The organism is Exiguobacterium sp. 17-1, assembly GCF_023096305.1.
Taxonomy (GTDB): Bacteria; Bacillota; Bacilli; order Exiguobacteriales; family Exiguobacteriaceae; genus Exiguobacterium_A; species Exiguobacterium_A sibiricum_A.
Map to the genome: position 1 here is coordinate 729,370 of NZ_JALIGJ010000002.1, position 19,216 is coordinate 748,585.

Consider the following 19,216-nt stretch of genomic DNA (forward strand, 5'->3'; position numbering starts at 1 on the left):
CTGGTAACTAGACGGCTTCACAAAAAAACCTGTTCCGGACGTCCGGAACAGGTTTTTGATTTACTTAGGCGTAGATTTCAATTAACGACTCTAACTTCTCGACGACTTCTTCTGCTGTAAACGATTCGATGTCAAACCGTTCGACCATCGACAGGATGTTTCCATCTTGCATCAATGCGAATGATGGCGATGATGGCGGATATCCTTCGAAGTATTCACGCGCCCGGTCTGTTGCTTCCCGGTCTTGCCCTGCAAATACCGTCACGAAATGATCCGGTTTTACACCTTCCATCCGGTTGATATAAGCGGCAGCCGGACGAGCAATCCCACCGGCACATCCACAAACCGAGTTGACGAGGACAAGCGTCAAACCGTCACGCTTCATCGCTTCATCGACGCTCTCGACCGTCGTTAATTCTTCAAAGCCAGCAGCTGCTGCTTCTTTACGTGCCGTTTGAACGACATCTTCAAAATACATTTGGAAATCCATTGTATTTGTTCCCCCTTTAAATCGTTGTCTTCTTTATTGTACGAGTTTCGGTGAAATCTGTCCAAGTCTGCCGCTCAATTCACGTTCTAAATACGGTTTAGCGTGTAACAGGTCTCGGAAAGCGATATACCGGTCAATTTTTTCTTCCGTTGGTTGCTTCGGATTTTTATAAGCCCGAATCAAGATATTTTTCGGCGTGTTTTCTAAATCAATGAATTCAAGTAATTGCGTTTCGTACCCGACAAGTGTCAACAACTCTGCCCGGATGGAATCTGTTGCGAGCGAAGCAAACTTTTCTTGAATCAATCCATGTTGCAGCATGACGTCGAGCGGTGAACAATCCAGTTGACGGTTTAACTCCTTCTGACAACACGGGACACTGAGAATGACCGATGCATTCCAGTCGACTGCCCGGGCAAGCGCGACATCCGTCGCAACGTCACAGGCATGTAGCGTCACCATTAAATCAACTTCCGTATCCTGGTCGTAATCATGGACATCACCGACACGGAACGATAAATCATCATACCCTAAATCAGCAGCGATGGCGGTACAGTCTTCGATGACTTCTTTTTTGAGATCAAGACCGGTGACGTTTAAATCAAATCCCTTGACGATTTTCAAGTAATGATAGAGAGCAAACGTCAGATACGACTTCCCGCATCCAAAATCTAAAATCCGTAGCGTCCGTCCTTGCGGCAATGCTGCGATACTGTCTTCGACGAATTCAAGAAAACGATTGATTTGTTTAAACTTATCGTATTTTTGACGCTTGACCTGTCCTTCTTCCGTCATGACACCAAGACGAATCAAAAACGGTACCGGCACGCCGTCTTCTAACAAATGGCTTTTCTTTCGATTGTGAGACAGTTCGGCCTTTACCGGTTCCTTGCCTGTCGTCTTCAGTGAAACTTTCATTTTCTTCGAGAGTTGGAACTGGACTTCTTCCGTTTCAAAACGGAATAAAAATTGACGAAATTCGTTAAAATAGTCGTCCATTCGCAAAATAAATTCTTCTATACTTAAATTCTCATGCTTAATGATCCGTTCATGTTGAAACTCTAACTGGATTGCATACGTATCTCTAAGTAGAATCGGTTTTAACTTGATTCGACGCAGATCGTTTGATTTTTGACGCGGACCGCTAATCGTCGCGTGTATGAGTGAAGTTGCCTGCAGTTTTTCAGTGAGCAGGTCTTTTAATTGGTCTAGTTCCACGTATCGTCCCGTCCTTTTTTGTTTGGTCTTTCGAAACTGTAGCAAATTCACCCGCGTTCGACAAGCAAGCAAGCTTTATTTTTAGTCGTCATACTTAATTTAAAGGAGGAACACAACATGTTCAAAAAAATTCTTTCACAAATCGGCATCGGTGCCGCAACGGTCGATACACGACTCGAACAAGATCACTGTGAACCCGGTGGAACGATTCAAGGGGTCGTTCATATTAAAGGCGGTAACGTCGATCAGGAAATCGCCCGGATTTATCTCGCCTTCAATACCCAGTACAAACAAGAAGTCGGGGACAGCACGGCATTCACGACGTTCACACTGGACCGGTTTGCATTAAATGAAGCCCCGTTTACGATCGAAGCAGGTGTCGAACGGGAAATACCGTTTACGCTTCAAGTCCCTTTTAATACACCACTTTCCGTCAGCCAATCGAAGTCGTGGATCGAGACGGGTCTTGATATCGCGCAGGCGGTTGACCCTTCTGACCACGATGCTGTCGTCGTCAAAGCCAATGACTACCAATCGGTCATTCTTGAAGCGATGGAAGATCTCGGATTCCGCCTCAAGAAAGCCGATACAGAAAAATTACTGGGTCGCTTCCGGAAAGATTTGCCGATCGCGCAGGAACTTGAGTATTCTGCCCGCGGTACCCATTATGCTCACAAGCTGGACGAAATCGAAGTCATCCTGTTGCAAGACCGGTCCGGCATCGACATCGTCGTCCAAATCGACCGCCGTGCCCACAGTCTCGGTTCGCTGTTCAGTGAGATGGCCGGTACGGACGAGACGATGACAAAACTTTCCTTATCCAATCAGGATTTAAACAATCCGACTGCCGTCAAACAACGTCTGGCGGATTTGATTGAACGACACAGCTGAATATCGCAGACAAGAGAACGCGTGAACGTAAACACCGGACTCGACAATTTAGTCGTATCCGGTGTTTTTGTTTTCTTAGTTTAGTTTCAATTCAACCTTGATTTTTATTTATTACTCAATATGCCGTTTACTTTCGTTGCACATAAATTAGAGCTTAATTTGATTTTTTATTTTTAGTTGTTCTTAAAACCACCGTATATAAAATAGCAGTAATGATAACAACTACGCTTAATACTACATATATATTACTGTACTCGCCTCCACTCGCTTGGTTGTGCCAAGGATTGAAGCTGAAACTTGAACGACTACTGAGTGCTCTCCCTATGAACGTACCAGCAATCGAACTTGCTACGAAATTGACTAACATGAACAATCCCATTCCAATGCCAACTTGTTCTTTTGATAATGTATTAGATAAAGTATTCGCCATCGCGACTTGCCATTGACTTTGGGCTACGTATCCTAAAATCAGTATCACCATTACAAGATAAGCAGAAGCTCCTGCAAAAAACGAAAGTAATCCAAAACAGATCAAGAACAAAAGAATCGTCATGTAGGCAAGGGTAGCATTCCCTCTGGTATCGGCAATCTTACCACCGGTTTTAGCAAGTAGTGCTGCAATCAATGCCCCTGGAAACATAAATAGACCACTTGCGAAAGGCGAAAGATGGTTTACATTCACAAACAACAAAGGAGAAAGATAAGGTAGAGAGAATGCTGCACCTGCACCTAAAGCGAAGGTTAAAAGCGTGAATGTATAAGATTTATTTTTAAATAAACCCGGATGGATGAACGGATTTTTTGTTATTTTAATTCTCCAAACGAAGGCACCCAGGAATAAAACAAATAGGATGAAGAGGATCCAACTCGATTGTGAGATTACTAACATGAAGGACACAATCGTTGCAACAAGTAATAACGCACCTATGAAGTCAATTTTACTCTGCGTTCCTTTTTCGTCCCCCAGATACTTCCGGAAGATAGGAATACTCAACACCATGACGAGCGGAATGATAAACAGTTTATTCCAACTAAAGGATGTCAAAATCAGTCCAGCGATAATCGGACCTATTGCAATTCCAAACGTCAAACCGGCTGAAGTCATTCCAATCGCACGTCCTCGTGTTTCAGGAGTAAAGTAGCGGGTTGGGATAATCATCGCTAAAGCAGGAAGTACGGCTGCCCCTGCCGCTTGAATGACACGCGCGATGACTAACAAAGGATAATTTAAAGCCAGCAAACCAATCAGCGAGCCCAGAGCCATTAGTATGATTCCCGTTGTTATCAACGTTTTTAATTTATATTGATCTGCTAATTTACCATAGATGGTTACTCCTACAGCGAAAATAATCAAATAGCTGGTTACAATCCATCCCGTTTGCGAAGGAGATAATGAAAATTGTTCGCCAATCGCTGGTAATGCGACATTGAACATCGTCGTGTTCATTGCTGAAATCACTAATACACTTGTTAAAATAATCATTAATTTGTTACGTTTGCTTTGAGCTAATGATGTTGATACGTCCATGCTAATCCCTCTATTCTCTATTAGTTGCCTATGCACATATTCAATAAAATATTAGAACATACGATAAAGAAAATCATTGGATTTTCTTTATCATACGTTCTAATACAGAAGTAAAGATTTCTACTTCCGCTTCGGGAATGTCGTCCACTAAACTGTCTAAAAACGTTTGGACTTGATCGGTAGCAAGTTTTTCAAGTACTTCTCTGCCTTCTTCCGTTAAAAACACATTATTCGTCCGCTTATCGTTCACATCCGTCGTTCTTCGAAGCATGTTTTTTCTAATTAACGTGTTAACAATTTTGGAAACTGTCGTGTGTTCTTTTTCAACGATTTCAGCCAATTGATTTTGTGAAATTCCTTCTTGATAGTTCAATGCCGTCATGATTTTCCATTGTTGAAATGTAAGTGGACAATCAAGTTCTTTAAATTTTTTATTCAACCCAAATCCAATCAGCCGAGAAAGCGTCACTACCTTACGCCCGATGGATTTATTGTAGTCGTATACCTTCATCATTCATCCCCTCTTCTTTTCACACAAACATGTGCATATGCGTGTAATTAGTAAATTAACATAAAATATGTTCATATGCAACTATATGAATCAACTTGTTGATTTTCGGTTGATAGTACCTTTCGTTTCATTACAAAAACTCCACGTTTCCCCTTTTCGTGATTCGATCAGGCGTGGAGTTTTTTTACTTCCATATATTTTACTCAAGCTACTTTTTTCACTTTACATCTTGTCTGTCCATTGTCCGTAGATAAATTTGTTCAAACGTCTCTTCCGTCCAGCCCATCTGCCAAAACATCAATTCGTAATAACAGCTTTTGACAAAATGTTGTTTCATCCGTTCCCGTTCTTCGGCACTTGCCCGCTCCGCCAAATCATTCAGACGATCAATTTGTTCAAAGACGACCCGCTCGAACCACTCGGAACTGTATGTCGCAATCCATTGCTGATAAATCGGTGAAGCCGGTGTCGCCGTCTGTAACTGTTGTCCAATCTCATAGTAAAGCCAGTAACACGGTAAAATCGCAGCGATGGTCTCCCCGAGCGTCCCTTCACTTGCATGGTGCATATGCGAAATATAAGCGTATGCTGTCGGTGCCGGTTCAAACTCTGCCAGTGTCTTGTCCGAAATCCCAAGCGGTTCAAAAAACGATTGATGCAGACTGAGTTCTGCAGCATAGGTCGACGTCGCATGTTCCGCGAGTTCGGCAATCGTCGCGAAGTCCTGTGCCTTCGACGCGGCCCGCGCCTGAATTTTCGCGAAATGTTTTAAGTAATAGGCATCCTGTAGGACGTAATGGCGAAATTTTGCTTCCGGTAGTGTTCCATCCGCAATCCCTGTCACGAATGGATGGGTAAAGCTGCTGTCCCAATACCGTCTTGCCGCTTGCCGGATTTCTTCACTGAATGTCATGTTTTTTCCCCCTTTTGTAATCAAAAAAACGCCACACCCGATGTCAGGCATGACGTGAAAAGACCATAAAAAGAGGATCGTCCACGCCACTTCCCTCCGTAAGTCCAAACTTAATCAGGTTCAAAGGGTCCGAACGTCTTCGTCGTCTCAGTCAGCCTACTGACTCCCCTAGTGGTCGCTATTTGATTTATTTTGAGTTTATCATGATTTGATGTGAAATTGACCCATTCTCGTCATTTCACTCCATTTTTTTGTACAATGGAACATGACGGAAGGTGGATGACGGCTCGTCCTTGAGACCGATTCTCTTCTGTCGCCGGTCGATTAGACTAAATTTAGTACCTGATACTTAACTTATGGAGGAACTTTTATGAATAAAACCATGACATGGACCGCTTCGGCATTACTTGCTACGACGTTATTACTGCCAACGGCCGCATCTGCCGAACAGGTCGTCGACAAAACGATTATCACACTGGGCGAATCGCTCGGAGCGAAGGATAAAACATGGGTCTTGTCCCGTCTGAACGCACCGGAAGGCATCACTCCGATCATCGCGACATCTGCGGATGAAGAAAAATATCTCGGGAAAAACATTCCCCAGTCCCAACGCGGCGGCGGGATGTATTCGTCCGCCAAGATCGAGTTGGCTGAAAAAGGCGACGGTCTGTCCGTTGCAACGGAAAACATCACCTGGGTCACAAAGGACATGTACCTCAATGCGCTTGTCACGGCCGGTGTGACCGATGCGGACATCACGATTACGTCTCCTTACAAGGTAACCGGAACATCTGCCTTGACCGGAATCATGAAAGCCTACGACCAAACGTCGGCTGAGACCGGCATTAAACTGACCGATGAACGAAAAGATTTGGCCCAGCAAGAATTGTCGGTCACGTCAGATGTCGGGAAGACAGTCGGGACGGACAAGGTCGCCGACTTGATGAACGAAATCAAAGCGGAAATCGCCAAACAGAAACCGGAAACGAAAGTCGAGATTGAGAACGTCATCGTCCAAGTCATTCAAAATAACAATATCAATCTGTCCGACGCCCAAATGGACCGTTTGACCGGTTTGTTTAACCAAATGGAACAAGCCGACCTCAACTGGGGACAGATTGAGAGTGGACTGAAGGATGCCGGGCAAAACATTCAGGCCTTTGCAACATCAGAAGAAACAAAAGGATTTTTTGCAAAGCTGTTTGACGGCTTAAGTGCCTTCTTCAACTCGATCGCCGGCTTATTTAAATAATCTGTTCTTTCTTTCCTTCCAGGTGACATGGTAAAATAAAGATATCGAATGAGAAAAGGTGGTGGGAAGAAATGGGTTTTGCTGCGTGTAAGCATTGGTTGATGGAACAACTTTATCTGTTGCGCGCAATTTTTCATGGAATGGCGTTCTAAGGGGTCAGTCTGCCCTTTTTTGAAGAACTCCATACTCGAAAAATAAAGCAAAGCGCATCTTCCACGAGTCGAGGAGAGTGCTGTTTGCACTCTCCTTTTTTTGATGCGTCAGAGAGGAAATTTTAATATGATGATCTGCGACATCCAACACCTGACAAAACAATTCGGAGGCGATGACATCTTAACCGATGTGTCCCTCTTCATCCAACCACATGATCGGATCGGTTTAATCGGACGCAATGGTAGCGGAAAAACGACCCTCCTGCGTTTGATTGCACGACTAGATTCACCCGACGCCGGAACCATCTATCAAAAAAGTGGACTATCGATCGGTTACTTGGAACAGTTACCGGTATACAATTCCGACATGACCGGACTGGATGTCCTGTGGACCGCGTTTGCCCCGTTGCTCGACTTACGACAATCACTACACGATCTCGAACAAGCTATGGCAATGAACACGGATCAAATTGAATCGTTGCTTGAGCAGTACACGAAGGTGACGGAAACATTCGAGCGGCAAGGCGGTTATCTGCTTGAATCCAAGGTCGACCGGATGATCAACGGTTTACGGCTACATCCTCTACTCGACCGGTCGTTCGAACAGCTCAGCGGCGGCGAACAAACGAAAATCTGCCTCGGACGTATGCTGTTAACCGAACCCGATTTGTTGATTCTCGATGAGCCGACGAACCATCTTGATCTCGAAGCCGTCGAATGGCTTGAATCATTTTTATCGAGCTATGCTGGCGCCGTTCTAATTGTGTCACACGATCGTGTATTTCTCGATACGGTCGTGACGAGCATTGCCGAACTGGAAGATGGTCAGATCCAACTATACCGGGGGAATTATTCGTACTATATGACGGAAAAAGAACGTCTGTTGCTCGAACAATTCCATGCCTATCAGGAACAACAAAAAAAAATCAAGCAAATGAAGGATGCGATCCGCCGCCTCCGCCAGTGGGCGAATGAAGCTTCTCCGCCGAGCGAAAAGCTGTTTCGGAAAGCGAAATCGATGGAACGGGCACTTGAACGGATCGAACGCATTAAACGTCCTCAACTCGAAGCCGAGACGCCGGATGTCGTTTTTAATGCACAAGGCAAAACAAGCCGGATGGTCTATCGACTAGAAAACGTCAGCCTCTCCTTTACTGAATCTCCATTGTTTCACTCCTTAACTGTTGAAATCGCCGCAAAAGACCGTTTAGCTATCGTTGGTGCCAATGGCAGCGGAAAAACAACCCTGTTACAACTGTTGTTAGGACGTATCGAACCGACAAGCGGGCTCATCTCGCAGGGTCCTTCGGTAAAAGTCGGCTATTTATCGCAACACATCGATTTTCCTGACGATCAACGCTTGATTGATGTCTTTCGGTCAGCCATCGATAGCGATGAAGGAACAGCCCGAAAACGGCTTGCCCAGTTTTTATTTTTTGGTCCACGTGTCTTTTTACCTGTAGCTGCCTTGAGTGGAGGCGAACGGATGCGGTTGATGCTCGCAATCCTCGTCCACTCGGAATTAAATGTATTGATTCTCGATGAACCGACGAACCATCTCGATATCGAATCGCGTGACTCTCTCGAAGAAGCCCTTGAGTCGTTTGAAGGGACGTTGATCGCCGTTTCACATGATCGTTACTTTTTGAATCGTCTGTTTACGAAAACACTTTGGCTCGATCAAACGCCCATCCTGTATCCAGGGCCTTATGCGTATGCGGTAAGTAAACATGCCGGAAAGCCTTCTATTGCTGATACGGAGCACATCCCTTTCAATAAAAAACTGCCTAAACAATCGTCTCCGATTAGTTCGGGACAACCATCCCGACAGCTGGAAGAAACAATCGATCAAGCAGAGCAAGAGCTTTTCCTTCTGGAATCGCAACTGGAACAGGCAAGTGATTATGAAGTACTGGCGAAACTTTTTGCCACTCGTGAAGAGCTGGTCCACCAGCTCGATGATCTCTATGAACAATTCCTTGCTTCAGAATGACCTTTCCGCCGTATATCACGCTATTTCGACCTGTCGTAACCTGCGGCAGGTCTTTTTGTATAGTCGTGAAACAAGTTTATTTTTTACTTTATGAATAATTAGCCTGATTAGTTTTTGGAAAAAAGTTTTAAAATTTATCTTGCATATTATCTGAAAATTCATATAATTTAGCGTATAGACATTTTACTAAAACACATTAGGAGGAATTTTCAGATGGATGCTTTTCAGCAAGCAGTACAATCAGGAGTCGATTTTGCCAACAACTTATTATGGTCTTATGTTCTAATCGCGGCACTGATCGGAGTCGGCATCTATTTCACAATTCGGACAAAATTCATCCAGTTCCGGTACTTAAAAGAAATGTTCCGCGTTACGCTCGATAAAAACGAGAAAACAACGGATGACGGAGGAGAAAGCATTACCTCGCTTCAATCCTTCTTCATCGGTGCCGCCACACGAATCGGGACCGGCAACCTGGCCGGTGTCACGATTGCCATCACACTCGGTGGTGCGGGCGCCGTCTTCTGGATGTGGATGGTTGCTTTACTGGGAGGCGCAACTGCCTTGATCGAAAGCACGCTCGCTCAAGTCTATAAAGTCCGCGATAGCAAAACGAATGCGTACCGTGGCGGTCCTGCCTACTACATCGAAAAAGGTTTAAAAAACCGTGCTCTCGGTGTTGTGTTTGCCATCTTAATCGCTGTCACGTTCGGCTTAATCTTCAACTCCGTTCAATCGAACACGATTGCTGCAGCCTTTGATAATGCGTTTGGAATCAATAAAGCCGTCGTCGGTGGTGTACTCGTCGTCTTAACAGGACTTGTTATCTTCGGTGGCGTTCACCGGGTAGCGAAGTTCTCAGCTTTCGTCGTCCCTGTCATGGCCGGACTTTATCTCATTGCTGCGCTGTTCGTCGTCGTCACGAACCTGACGGAACTTCCGGGCGTCTTCGCGATGATTTTCAAGAGTGCTTTCGGCATCGAACAGGCTTTCGGCGGATCAGTCGGAGCCGCCATCTCACTCGGAGTAAAACGTGGTCTGTTCTCAAACGAAGCCGGTATGGGGTCTGCACCAAACGCAGCAGCAGCTGCGGAAGTCTCCCATCCTGCGAAACAAGGTTTCCTGCAAACACTTGGTGTTTTCCTTGATACGTTGATCGTCTGTACGGCAACTGCTGCCATCGTTCTTCTCAGTGACAGTTATGCGACAGGCAACGGGGAAGGAATCGCGATGTTACAGAACGCATTAGGTGAACAACTGGGTGCCGTCGCTCCTGCCTTCATCGCAATCTGTGTCTTCTTATTCGCTTTCAGTTCAATCGTCGGCAGTTACTACTACGGTGAAACGAATATCGAATTCATTAAAAACAGTCCGGCTGCTGTCTTCGGATTCCGGATCGCGACAATGGCCTTTGTCTTCATCGGTTCTGTCCTCAGTCTCGGAGTGGTTTGGAGCTTCGCCGATCTCTTTATGGCAGGTATGACGTTGATTAACTTGACAGCAATCTCGCTCTTAGGCGGCATCGCCCTCAAAGTTATCAACGACTACCAGGAACAACGGAAGAAAGGGCTTGATCCGGTCTTCTCGGCAAAAGCACTTGGAATCGAAAATACAGAGTGTTGGGACGAAGAAGAACCCGTCCGTCCGGCAGCAGGAGAAGCATCCCCTCCTCCAATCGCCCGTCGCTAATTTCATGATTGCCTTGGACATGACGTATCTCGTGATGTCCAAGGTTTTTTTCTGTCCAGGATTATGTTTATCTAATGTTGGGAAAATAGGAACAGATAGAATTAAAGGAGGAATCATTTGTGTCAAAAGTCATGCTCATCATCAATCCGTCATCCGGTAAAGAACTTGGAAAGAAACACGCTGAATTTGCAGAAGGAACATTGGCTCAACGGTTTACGGAAGTCGATGTGCGCTTCACAGAAAAAGAACGCGATGCAACTGAATTCGCCACACAAGCTGCCATCGGGCACTATGATGCCGTCGTTGCTATGGGCGGAGATGGGACGGTCAATGAAGTCATCACCGGTATCGCGGAACAGGAACATCGTCCGACACTCGGAATCGTGCCTCTAGGGACGGTCAATGATTTAGCGCGTGCTTTACACATCCCGACTGATCCCGAGGAGGCCATCAGCGCTTTAGAAGATGCTCCGCCCCGTCCACTCGATATCGGTAAATATGACGATCATTATTTCATGAACGTCATCGCTGTTGGATTGATTGCAGAAGCGGTCGAAGAAGTCAGCGTCGAACAAAAAACATCACTTGGTTCCGTCGCTTATTTCATTGAAGGATTAAAAGCCTTTAAGGACCACAGTCCCTATCCGATCCGACTGACGGCGGAAGAAAAATCATTTGATGGTGAAACGCCTCTCTTGATTATTTCCCTGACTAATTCCGTCGGAGGTTTTGAGTCGTTCGCGAAGGATGCCCGTGTCGATGATGGTCTGTTACATGTCTTCATCGTCAAGCAGCTTGGTTTCTTTGATGCTTTACAGGCCTTACCGAAACTATTGACCGGAAATATTTCCGATGCAGATCAAGTGGACTATTTTACGACAAAAGAAGTTCATATCGATTCGAAAGAACGTCTTCCGATTAATGCTGACGGCGACACAGCGGGTCATCTTCCCGTTACGGTTCAAGTTTTAAATCAACATTTAACTGTTTTCGCACCCATTTCCAACTGATTCTTTTCACCTATATCCCGTGACGATGTGCCCCCTCACATCGTCACGTTTTTTGATATTTTCTTAAAAGACGAACCATATATTCTATTTTGATAAGAATAAATTCAGATACTAAATGAAATATTATCCATTACAATATATGTTATACAACTATAATCTTGCAATGAAACTGAAATATTTTTGTGTTATTTGCGATGCTATAATCATGCTAGCAAGAAAATATTTATACATATTAAATACATATGCTTTGTATCTTACAACTTTGAAAGGGTCTTGTTCCCTTACATAATCGTCCGTCGTCTTTCACACTTTAGGAGGAACTTCTACATGAAACGCATGATTACAACTATGACAATGACAGCACTGATGGTTTCCGGTTTCGCTACAACGGGTACAGAAAAAGTTGAAGCAGCAACAACGTACAAAGTAAAAATAACCGCAGACGGGTTACGGGTTCGAACAGGTCCCTCGACTGCTTACAGAGTTGTCGGTAGTGTCAATTCTGGTCAAACTTTCAATTATTTAGGGGTTTCCGGATCTTGGACAAAAATTTCTTACGGCGGTGCATCCCGTTACATTTCTTCTACATATGCTAAAAAATACAGTGTCACGACATCATCGAAAGCAACAAGCGGGTTTTCACGACCAGCTAGCGGCCGGATTGCTCAAGGATATGGTGCCGCAAGCGGTTCATACGGTTACACATTCCATAATGGAATCGACATCGCCGCACCGACCGGAACACCGGTTTATGCATCGGCTTCTGGAACGGTCATCACATCACGCTACTATGGTGCTTACGGCAACCACATCATGATGAAACATACAGTTAACGGAATTTCTTATACGACGGTGTATGCACACCTAAGCAGTCGTGCGGTTTCTGTTGGACAAACGATTGCTAAAGGTTCACGAATCGGAAACATCGGCAATACCGGAAACTCATTCGGCTCACACCTGCATTTCGAAATGCATCGTGGAAACTACGTTTACAGTGCTTCATCTGCTGCGAACAGCGTCAACCCACTGAACTACTTTAATTAAGAACGGAACTTTCCTCACACGAAGCTTTGTCTTCGCGTGAGTTTTTTTGTCGTTCGTTCGAGATGAAATCCTTTGCAAAGAATGATACGGTTATAGGACAGACTTTCCGTAAAGGAGGATTTCCCTTGAAGAAGACACTCCCGCTTCTGCTTTCGACCAGCTTCGCACTGACTATACTTGCCGGGTGCCAAAATCAACCGACACCCGAAGAACGACTGGATGCCTATATTAAATTATGGGAAAAACAAGATTACGATAAAATGTATGCTGATTATGCCAGCAAGGAAACTAAAAAAACATACGGTAAAAAAGAGTTTGTCGATCGGACAAAAAAATTAGCCGATTCTCTTGCCATTGAAAAAATCTCTGTCGAACGAATGAAAACCGAAGAAAACGAAGAGAAGGAACAGACTAGTTTACCGGTGACAATTTCTTTTGAGACACTGGCAGGACCGGTTTCCTATAAAAAAGACATCCCGTTAACGTTCGAGAAACAACAAGATACGGAAAACTGGTTCATTGACTGGGATTCTTCGTTTGTTTTAAAGGATTTCAAGAAAGAGGATCAAGTCCAGTTGACGACGCTCGATGCCAAACGCGGTGATTTACTTGATGCCAAAAATCAGCCTCTCGCCACGACAGGTACCGGTTACCAAGTGGGTGCCGTTGCAGGTGAAGTCAATGATCTTACGGCGCTTGCAAAACAGTTGGACCGTCCCGTCTCAGCACTTAAAGATGCCCTCGGTGCCAGTTGGGTCAAAGACGGACAATTCGTTCCGCTGAAGACGTATACAGCAAACGATAAATCAAAAATCGACCGCCTCAAGCAACTCGACGGTATCAACGTCAAGGAAACGGAAGTCCGGACATATCCGTTCGGGAAAGCGACTTCCCATTTGATTGGCTATACCGGTTCCGCAACAGCCGATGAAATCAAACAATCAAAACAAACGATCCAAGCAGGCGAACAAGTCGGAAAACGGGGACTTGAACAAGTGCTCGACGAGACGTTGCGCGGTACGTCCGGTGCGCGAATCAACATCGTAAAGCCGGATAAAACAACGGTTAGCGTCGCCGAGACGCAAGCAAATGATGGACAGGATATCGTGCTGACGATCGACGGGAAGTTACAACAAACGACCTATGCGACGATGAAAGATGATCCGGGGACTGCGACCGCGATTGATCCCCGGACCGGTGAGACCCGTGTCCTGTTAAGTTCTCCCGGTTTCGATCCGTCGGAATTTACAACAGGTATTTCACAGGCCCGTCTCGATACGTTGACGAACGATCCGGATCAACCGCTGTTGAACCGGTTTACGAGTGCCTTTGCTCCCGGCTCGACCCAAAAACCGTTGACGGCAGCGGTCGGCTTAAAAAGTCAAACGCTCGATCCGGAAAAAGCGTATACGATTGACGGGTTAAAGACAAAAGTCGACGGTTTCAACGTCACCCGGATTCACGAGACACCGGATCCGGTCAATCTCCATAATGCCTTGGTCTACTCGGATAATATCTACTTCGCAAAATCGACACTCGAACAAATCGGAACCAGCACGTTTACTTCCGGTCTTGAAGCACTCGGATACGGAGAAAAGATTCCCTTCACCTACCCGATGCGGGCGTCACAAATTTCAAACGACGGTTCGATTGCTTCCGACGGTCAGCTGATGGATACATCTTACGGACAAGGACAGATGCTGACGAACATCCTGCACCTTGCTTCGATGTACGAAATCTTTCTGACGGACGGGACAATTTATCGACCGACGTTGCTTGCAGAAGAAAAAACGAAGCAGGTCTGGAAAAAAGACGTACTCGACGCAAAAGATGCTGCAATGATCCGCGACGATCTGTATGATGTTGTTCATGCCGGCTATTCCTTACCGGCTGATATTCCTGAAATTAAAGTTGCCGGCAAAACCGGCACAGCTGAACTAAAGAAGTCCGGTGAAGAAAACGGTCAGGAGAACGGTTTTTTCGTCGGCTATGATAATGATAAAAAAGATCTGCTCGTCGCGATCATGATTGAATCGGTCGAGAAGGAAAACCGGGGCAGCCCGTATGTATCGGGTCTTGTCGCTGACGTTTTAAAGAGTCATGCCAACAAATGAAAGCTGATGCTACAGCAAAAGAGGATGCCGGATTTACAATCCCGGCATCCTCTTATTTTGATTTCCCTAAATTGCTTACACAGTCACGTCCGGTAACCGGGCAGCCATCAACTGTTCAATCGCTGCTCGATCATCTTGTTGCAACAACTCGACGATTTTACTACCAACGATGACACCGGCAACACTTGTACTCAGTTGACGTACATGTTCCGGCGTACTGATCCCGAATCCGGCCATAACCGGAACCGGACTCAGTTGCGCGACTTTCGCCAAATGCTGTTCGAGCGAATCCCCAAAGTTGGTTTGTCCGCCGGTCGTCCCGTTGACGGTCACAGCGTAGAGGAATCCTTCACTATGTGTAGCCAGTTTTTCAATCCGTTCAATCGGACTGGTCAGCGAGACCAGTTGAACGAGTGCGATGTCTTGTTTATTGCGACCGGCAAAAAACTGATCACTTTGTTCGAGTGGCAGATCGGGAATGATCAACCCGTCGACGCCGATTTCACGGCAAGTCGATAAAAAGGAATCGATGCCGAATCGGAAAATCGGATTTAAGTACGTCATGACGACGATTGGAACGCTTGTTGATTGACGCGCAACCCGAATCGCCTCAAGGACGTCCTTTAAGCTGATTTGATCTGCGAGTGCCCGCAGTCCCGCTTCCTGAATGACCGGACCATCGGCGACCGGATCGGAAAACGGCACACCAACTTCAATCGCAGTCGCACCGGATCGTTCAAGGAATGCCAAGATATCCGGCAGACGATCAATGCCTCCATCGCCTCCCATGACATACGGGATAAAGGCTTTTTCACCACGTGCATTAACTGTTCGAATCGCTTGTTCTAATCGCATCATGCTTCCCCCTTCAAGGCATTTCTGACGGTCATGACATCTTTATCGCCACGTCCTGAGAGACAGATGACGACGACTTCTTCCGGTTGCATCCCTTTTGCGAGTTCCGTCGCCTGCGCGACCGCATGGGCCGACTCCAGTGCCGGAATGATGCCTTCTTTTTGGCAGAGCAGTTGCAAGGCATCAAGTGCCTGTTGGTCCGTCACGGCCTCATATTGAACACGACCGATATCTTTTAGCAGACTGTGTTCCGGTCCTACCCCCGGGTAATCCAGACCGGCCGAAATCGAATGGGCTTCCGTGACTTGCCCATGCTCATCTTGTAAGAGATACATCATTGAGCCATGCAAAACACCGACCTCACCTTTAGACATCGTAGCCGCGTGTTTGTCGGTCTCGAGTCCGCTTCCGGCTGCTTCGATGCCGTACAATGCGACTTCTTCGTCGTCGATGAACGGATGGAACATACCGATCGCATTACTTCCGCCCCCGACACAGGCAACGATGGCTTCCGGTAACTTACCTTCTTTTTCAAGAATCTGCGCCCGTGTTTCCTGACCGATGATGGCTTGGAAATCACGGACGATTTCCGGGAACGGGTGGGGTCCGAGGACCGATCCCATCAAGTAATGCGTATCGTCGACATGTTTGACCCAGTAACGCAACGCTTCGTTGACAGCGTCTTTTAACGTCCGGCTCCCTTGTGTTACCGAAATGACTTTGGCACCGAGTAACTCCATCCGGAAGACGTTTAGCTCTTGCCGGCGGATGTCTTCTTCACCCATGAAGATGACACATTCGAGATCAAGCAAGGCACAGACGGTCGCTGTCGCGACCCCGTGTTGCCCGGCACCTGTCTCCGCAACGATTTTTCGCTTGCCCATCCGTTCGGCGAGTAGCGCTTGCCCAATCGTATTGTTGATTTTATGGGCTCCTGTATGATTCAAGTCTTCGCGTTTCAAGTAGATTTTGGCGCCGCCGATCGCCCGCGTCAAATGTTCCGCGTAATAAAGCGGCGTTTTTCGTCCGACATAATTTTCGAGTAAATCATTCATCCGTTCATGAAACGCCGGATCTTCCTTCACTTCGGCATACGCTTGTTCGAGCTCAAGAACGGCTTGCATCAACGTTTCCGGAATGTAACGTCCTCCGTAGATTCCGTATTGTCCCAGTGCATCAGGTTGTGAATAACGTGTCATTTAAAAGTCTCCTTTACGGCATCATGAAATGCCTGCATTTTTTTCGTATCTTTTTGATCATTCGTTTCAATACCACTTGAGACATCAACAGCAAACGGTTGATAGCGTTCGATCACTTGTTTGACATTGTCCGGCTGCAGACCACCTGCGACGAACATCGGTTGATCGACCCGTAAATCGGTTGTCCAATCAAAGGTTTGGCCGCTTCCTGCTTCTGGTGCATCAAATAACACATAATCGGCGTCCGGATGAATCGTAGCCTGTGTTCCGGCCGCGAGTGCCTGAATGATCGGTACCCGTTTCTTCCGGTACAGCTCGTCCGCGGCCTGTCCGTGGATTTGAATCAAATCCAGTCCGACCTGCTCAATCGCTTCTTCGACCTCTTGTTGCGTCGGTGAGACGAACACACCGACGACTTGGACCGTTTCCGGAATCTCTGACCGGAGCGTCGCTGCTTCCGTCAGTGTGACCTGCCGCTTACTCGGGGCAAAGACAAATCCGATATAGTCGGCCCGTTCGATGGCGAAACGGACGTCTTCTTGCCGTTTCAGCCCACAGAATTTAATGCGTGTCATGTTTGACTCCACTGACAGCTTGAATGAAATCAGCCGGATCTTCCGCCCGCATCAAGGTTTCGCCGATTAAAATCCCATCTGCTCCCGCTGCGTGCAACATTTTCGCTTCCTCGACCGTTTTAATCCCACTTTCGCTGATATACCGGACATCCGGTGACTTCGTCTTCAGTAACGCAAGCGACGTGTCGAGACTCACTTCGAACTTCTTCAGGTTCCGATTGTTGATGCCGATGATTTTCGCCTGCAACTGTTCCGCCCGCTCGAGCTCCGTCGCATCATGGACTTCGACCAAGACTTCAAGCCCGCTTGCATAAGCATAGTCATACAGATCGTGTAACGTGTCATCATCAAGCGCCGCGACAATCAATAGAATCAAACTGGCGCCGTGTGCTTTCGCCAAATCAATTTGAATTCGGTCAACCATAAAATCCTTGCACAGGACCGGCACATCGACGGCTGCGGTGACCGCTGCCAGATCTTCCATACTCCCTTTAAAATACGTCTGGTCCGTCAAGACCGAGATGACGGTCGCGCCGCTGGCAGCATACCGTTTCGCCTGCGCCACAGGATCGACGTTTAATGAGATGTCGCCTTTTGACGGTGAGGCCCGTTTGATTTCCGCGATGACGGATAAATCGGTTCCACCAAGTGATTGATGGATCGATGGATTTGACGGGCGATGCTCCGCCGAAGGGACCCCGGTCATTTTCAATTGTGCGACTTCCAGTCGTTTCGTCTCGATGATGCGGTCTAAGATATTCATCCGATTGCCTCCTGTTGTTTCATTCGTTGTAAATATTGTAGTTTTTCAAGCGCCCGACCGGAATCAATGCTTTGCGCTGCTCGTTCGATTCCTTCACGAATTGTCTCGACCCGCCCTTCCGCAAACAAAGCGATGCCGGCATTGAGTAAGACCGTGTCCCGGTATGGACCTGCTTCTCCGCGCAGGACCCGCAATAGAATATCCGCATTTTCCGCTGCCGTACCACCACGGATGGCTTCGATCGGCGCAACGGATAATCCGACTTCTTCCGGGTGGAGACTGAACCGGATCAGTTCGCCTTGATCGAGCAGGACCAATTGATTTGTCCCTGCGAGTGATGCTTCGTCCATCCCGCACGCTCCGTGTAAGACGATGGCACGTTTTCGTCCAAGCCGATGCAACGTCAAGGCCATCGTCTCAAGCAAATCTTCCCGGTAAATTCCGAGTAACTGTGTTTTTAGCGGCACTGGATTCGTCAGCGGTCCAATCAGATTAAAGATTGTCGGAATCCGTAAATCGCGGCGAACTTTCATGATTTGTTTGACACGCGGGTGCATCCGTTGGGCGAACAGGAAGGCAATCCCGTTTACTTCAAGCAACTTTGCAATATCTTCTGCCGTGATATCGAGCGGAACACCCAGTGCTTCGAGTACGTCGGCACTGCCCGTCTTGCTTGAGACACTCCGGTTTCCGTGTTTCGCTACTTTGGCTCCGGCACCGGCTAAAACGAATGCCGCTGTCGTGCTGATGTTAAAGGATTGGGAACCGTCGCCGCCTGTTCCGCAGTTATCGATAAAGTCCGTTCCCGTCACCGGAATGTCGAGCGCAACTTCCCGCATGATGGAAGCAAGACCGGCTAGTTCTTCCGCCGTTTCCCCTTTTGCTTTCAGCGCAACGAGAAAAGCTGCGATTTCGCTGTCTGTGACATCCGCCGCAAATAACGCGCGGGCTGCCTGTTGCATTTCTTCATAGCGGAGATGATTGGCATTCGTCAATTTCGTCAATACGTCCTTCATTCC

Annotated in this window: 17 protein-coding genes and 1 riboswitch; of the genes, 7 read left to right on the top strand and 10 right to left on the bottom strand. The window is 46.8% G+C overall.

Annotation, left to right across the window (positions count from 1 at the left end; genetic code table 11):
• Positions 1-64 precede the first annotated feature (64 nt).
• Complete coding sequence (locus MUN34_RS09530) at positions 65-490, bottom strand: BrxA/BrxB family bacilliredoxin (RefSeq protein ID WP_026828877.1); 426 nt, start codon at positions 488-490, stop codon at positions 65-67.
• A 33-nt stretch (positions 491-523) separates the two neighbouring features.
• Positions 524-1,708 (bottom strand): class I SAM-dependent methyltransferase, encoded by a 1,185-nt coding sequence (locus MUN34_RS09535; protein WP_247857646.1) that lies wholly within the window; start codon positions 1,706-1,708, stop codon positions 524-526.
• Between the two features lie 117 nt (positions 1,709-1,825).
• Here MUN34_RS09535 and MUN34_RS09540 point away from each other — a divergent pair, with 117 nt between their 5' ends.
• Positions 1,826-2,599, top strand: a complete 774-nt coding sequence (locus tag MUN34_RS09540) for a sporulation protein (RefSeq protein WP_247857647.1) — start codon at positions 1,826-1,828, stop codon at positions 2,597-2,599.
• Positions 2,600-2,753: 154 nt separating this feature from the next.
• Here MUN34_RS09540 and MUN34_RS09545 read toward each other — a convergent pair whose 3' ends face one another.
• From MUN34_RS09545 to tenA, 3 genes are all read right to left on the bottom strand, one after another.
• Positions 2,754-4,127 carry an MFS transporter gene (locus MUN34_RS09545; RefSeq protein ID WP_247857648.1) on the bottom strand — a complete coding sequence of 458 codons (1,374 nt, stop codon included), beginning with the start codon at positions 4,125-4,127 and terminating at the stop codon, positions 2,754-2,756.
• Positions 4,128-4,200: 73 nt separating this feature from the next.
• On the bottom strand, positions 4,201-4,641 hold the full coding sequence (locus tag MUN34_RS09550; protein ID WP_247857649.1) for a MarR family winged helix-turn-helix transcriptional regulator: 441 nt from the start codon (positions 4,639-4,641) through the stop codon (positions 4,201-4,203).
• Between the two features lie 214 nt (positions 4,642-4,855).
• On the bottom strand, positions 4,856-5,551 hold the full coding sequence (gene tenA / locus MUN34_RS09555) for a thiaminase II (RefSeq protein WP_247857650.1): 696 nt from the start codon (positions 5,549-5,551) through the stop codon (positions 4,856-4,858).
• Between the two features lie 74 nt (positions 5,552-5,625).
• Positions 5,626-5,731, bottom strand: a riboswitch (TPP riboswitch).
• Positions 5,732-5,921: 190 nt separating this feature from the next.
• On the opposite strand from tenA, the gene MUN34_RS09560 reads away from it, so the two are divergent.
• The 6 genes from MUN34_RS09560 to MUN34_RS09585 all read left to right on the top strand — a co-directional run bounded on the left by MUN34_RS09560 (position 5,922) and on the right by MUN34_RS09585 (position 14,805).
• Positions 5,922-6,803, top strand: a complete 882-nt coding sequence (locus MUN34_RS09560; protein ID WP_131503105.1) for a DUF1002 domain-containing protein — start codon at positions 5,922-5,924, stop codon at positions 6,801-6,803.
• Between the two features lie 279 nt (positions 6,804-7,082).
• The gene (gene abc-f / locus MUN34_RS09565) at positions 7,083-8,948 is read left to right on the top strand and encodes a ribosomal protection-like ABC-F family protein (protein WP_247857651.1); all 1,866 of its coding nucleotides are present in this window, start codon (positions 7,083-7,085) and stop codon (positions 8,946-8,948) included.
• Between the two features lie 213 nt (positions 8,949-9,161).
• Entirely contained in the window at positions 9,162-10,637 is a 1,476-nt protein-coding gene (locus tag MUN34_RS09570; RefSeq protein ID WP_247857652.1) for an alanine/glycine:cation symporter family protein, read from the top strand.
• A 119-nt stretch (positions 10,638-10,756) separates the two neighbouring features.
• Positions 10,757-11,647 carry a diacylglycerol/lipid kinase family protein gene (locus MUN34_RS09575; RefSeq protein WP_247857653.1) on the top strand — a complete coding sequence of 297 codons (891 nt, stop codon included), beginning with the start codon at positions 10,757-10,759 and terminating at the stop codon, positions 11,645-11,647.
• Positions 11,648-11,974: 327 nt separating this feature from the next.
• Positions 11,975-12,691, top strand: a complete 717-nt coding sequence (locus tag MUN34_RS09580; protein ID WP_247857654.1) for a peptidoglycan DD-metalloendopeptidase family protein — start codon at positions 11,975-11,977, stop codon at positions 12,689-12,691.
• 125 nt (positions 12,692-12,816) lie between these two features.
• Positions 12,817-14,805: a penicillin-binding transpeptidase domain-containing protein gene (locus MUN34_RS09585; protein WP_247857655.1), complete on the top strand. Its 1,989-nt coding sequence runs from the start codon at positions 12,817-12,819 to the stop codon at positions 14,803-14,805.
• Positions 14,806-14,880: 75 nt separating this feature from the next.
• On the opposite strand, the gene trpA is transcribed toward MUN34_RS09585, so the two are convergent.
• The 5 genes from trpA to trpD are packed head-to-tail and all read right to left on the bottom strand — an operon-like array spanning position 14,881 to position 19,213.
• Positions 14,881-15,660: a tryptophan synthase subunit alpha gene (trpA, locus tag MUN34_RS09590; protein ID WP_247857656.1), complete on the bottom strand. Its 780-nt coding sequence runs from the start codon at positions 15,658-15,660 to the stop codon at positions 14,881-14,883.
• Positions 15,660-16,859, bottom strand: coding sequence for a tryptophan synthase subunit beta (gene trpB, locus MUN34_RS09595; protein ID WP_026828888.1), 1,200 nt, complete (start codon positions 16,857-16,859; stop codon positions 15,660-15,662). The genes trpA and trpB overlap by 1 nt, the downstream gene beginning before the upstream one ends.
• On the bottom strand, positions 16,856-17,434 hold the full coding sequence (locus tag MUN34_RS09600) for a phosphoribosylanthranilate isomerase (protein ID WP_247857657.1): 579 nt from the start codon (positions 17,432-17,434) through the stop codon (positions 16,856-16,858). Before MUN34_RS09600 ends, trpB begins: the two co-directional genes overlap by 4 nt.
• A complete protein-coding gene (gene trpC / locus MUN34_RS09605; protein WP_026828890.1) occupies positions 17,421-18,197 on the bottom strand; it encodes an indole-3-glycerol phosphate synthase TrpC in 777 nt (258 codons plus the stop codon). Before trpC ends, MUN34_RS09600 begins: the two co-directional genes overlap by 14 nt.
• Positions 18,194-19,213: an anthranilate phosphoribosyltransferase gene (gene trpD, locus MUN34_RS09610; protein ID WP_026828891.1), complete on the bottom strand. Its 1,020-nt coding sequence runs from the start codon at positions 19,211-19,213 to the stop codon at positions 18,194-18,196. The genes trpC and trpD overlap by 4 nt, the downstream gene beginning before the upstream one ends.
• Positions 19,214-19,216 lie beyond the last annotated feature (3 nt).

Bases quoted from the DNA above. Each gene is read 5' to 3' on its own strand.
- MUN34_RS09530 (WP_026828877.1), bottom strand. From the start codon at position 490: ATGGATTTCCAAATGTATTTTGAAGATGTCGTTCAAACGGCACGTAAA.
- MUN34_RS09540 (WP_247857647.1), top strand. From the start codon at position 1,826: ATGTTCAAAAAAATTCTTTCACAAATCGGCATCGGTGCCGCAACGGTC.
- MUN34_RS09545 (WP_247857648.1), bottom strand. From the start codon at position 4,127: ATGGACGTATCAACATCATTAGCTCAAAGCAAACGTAACAAATTAATG.
- MUN34_RS09550 (WP_247857649.1), bottom strand. From the start codon at position 4,641: ATGATGAAGGTATACGACTACAATAAATCCATCGGGCGTAAGGTAGTG.
- tenA (WP_247857650.1), bottom strand. From the start codon at position 5,551: ATGACATTCAGTGAAGAAATCCGGCAAGCGGCAAGACGGTATTGGGAC.
- MUN34_RS09560 (WP_131503105.1), top strand. From the start codon at position 5,922: ATGAATAAAACCATGACATGGACCGCTTCGGCATTACTTGCTACGACG.
- abc-f (WP_247857651.1), top strand. From the start codon at position 7,083: ATGATGATCTGCGACATCCAACACCTGACAAAACAATTCGGAGGCGAT.
- MUN34_RS09570 (WP_247857652.1), top strand. From the start codon at position 9,162: ATGGATGCTTTTCAGCAAGCAGTACAATCAGGAGTCGATTTTGCCAAC.
- MUN34_RS09580 (WP_247857654.1), top strand. From the start codon at position 11,975: ATGAAACGCATGATTACAACTATGACAATGACAGCACTGATGGTTTCC.
- trpA (WP_247857656.1), bottom strand. From the start codon at position 15,660: ATGCGATTAGAACAAGCGATTCGAACAGTTAATGCACGTGGTGAAAAA.
- trpB (WP_026828888.1), bottom strand. From the start codon at position 16,859: ATGACACGTTATTCACAACCTGATGCACTGGGACAATACGGAATCTAC.
- MUN34_RS09600 (WP_247857657.1), bottom strand. From the start codon at position 17,434: ATGACACGCATTAAATTCTGTGGGCTGAAACGGCAAGAAGACGTCCGT.
- trpC (WP_026828890.1), bottom strand. From the start codon at position 18,197: ATGAATATCTTAGACCGCATCATCGAGACGAAACGACTGGAAGTCGCA.
- trpD (WP_026828891.1), bottom strand. From the start codon at position 19,213: ATGAAGGACGTATTGACGAAATTGACGAATGCCAATCATCTCCGCTAT.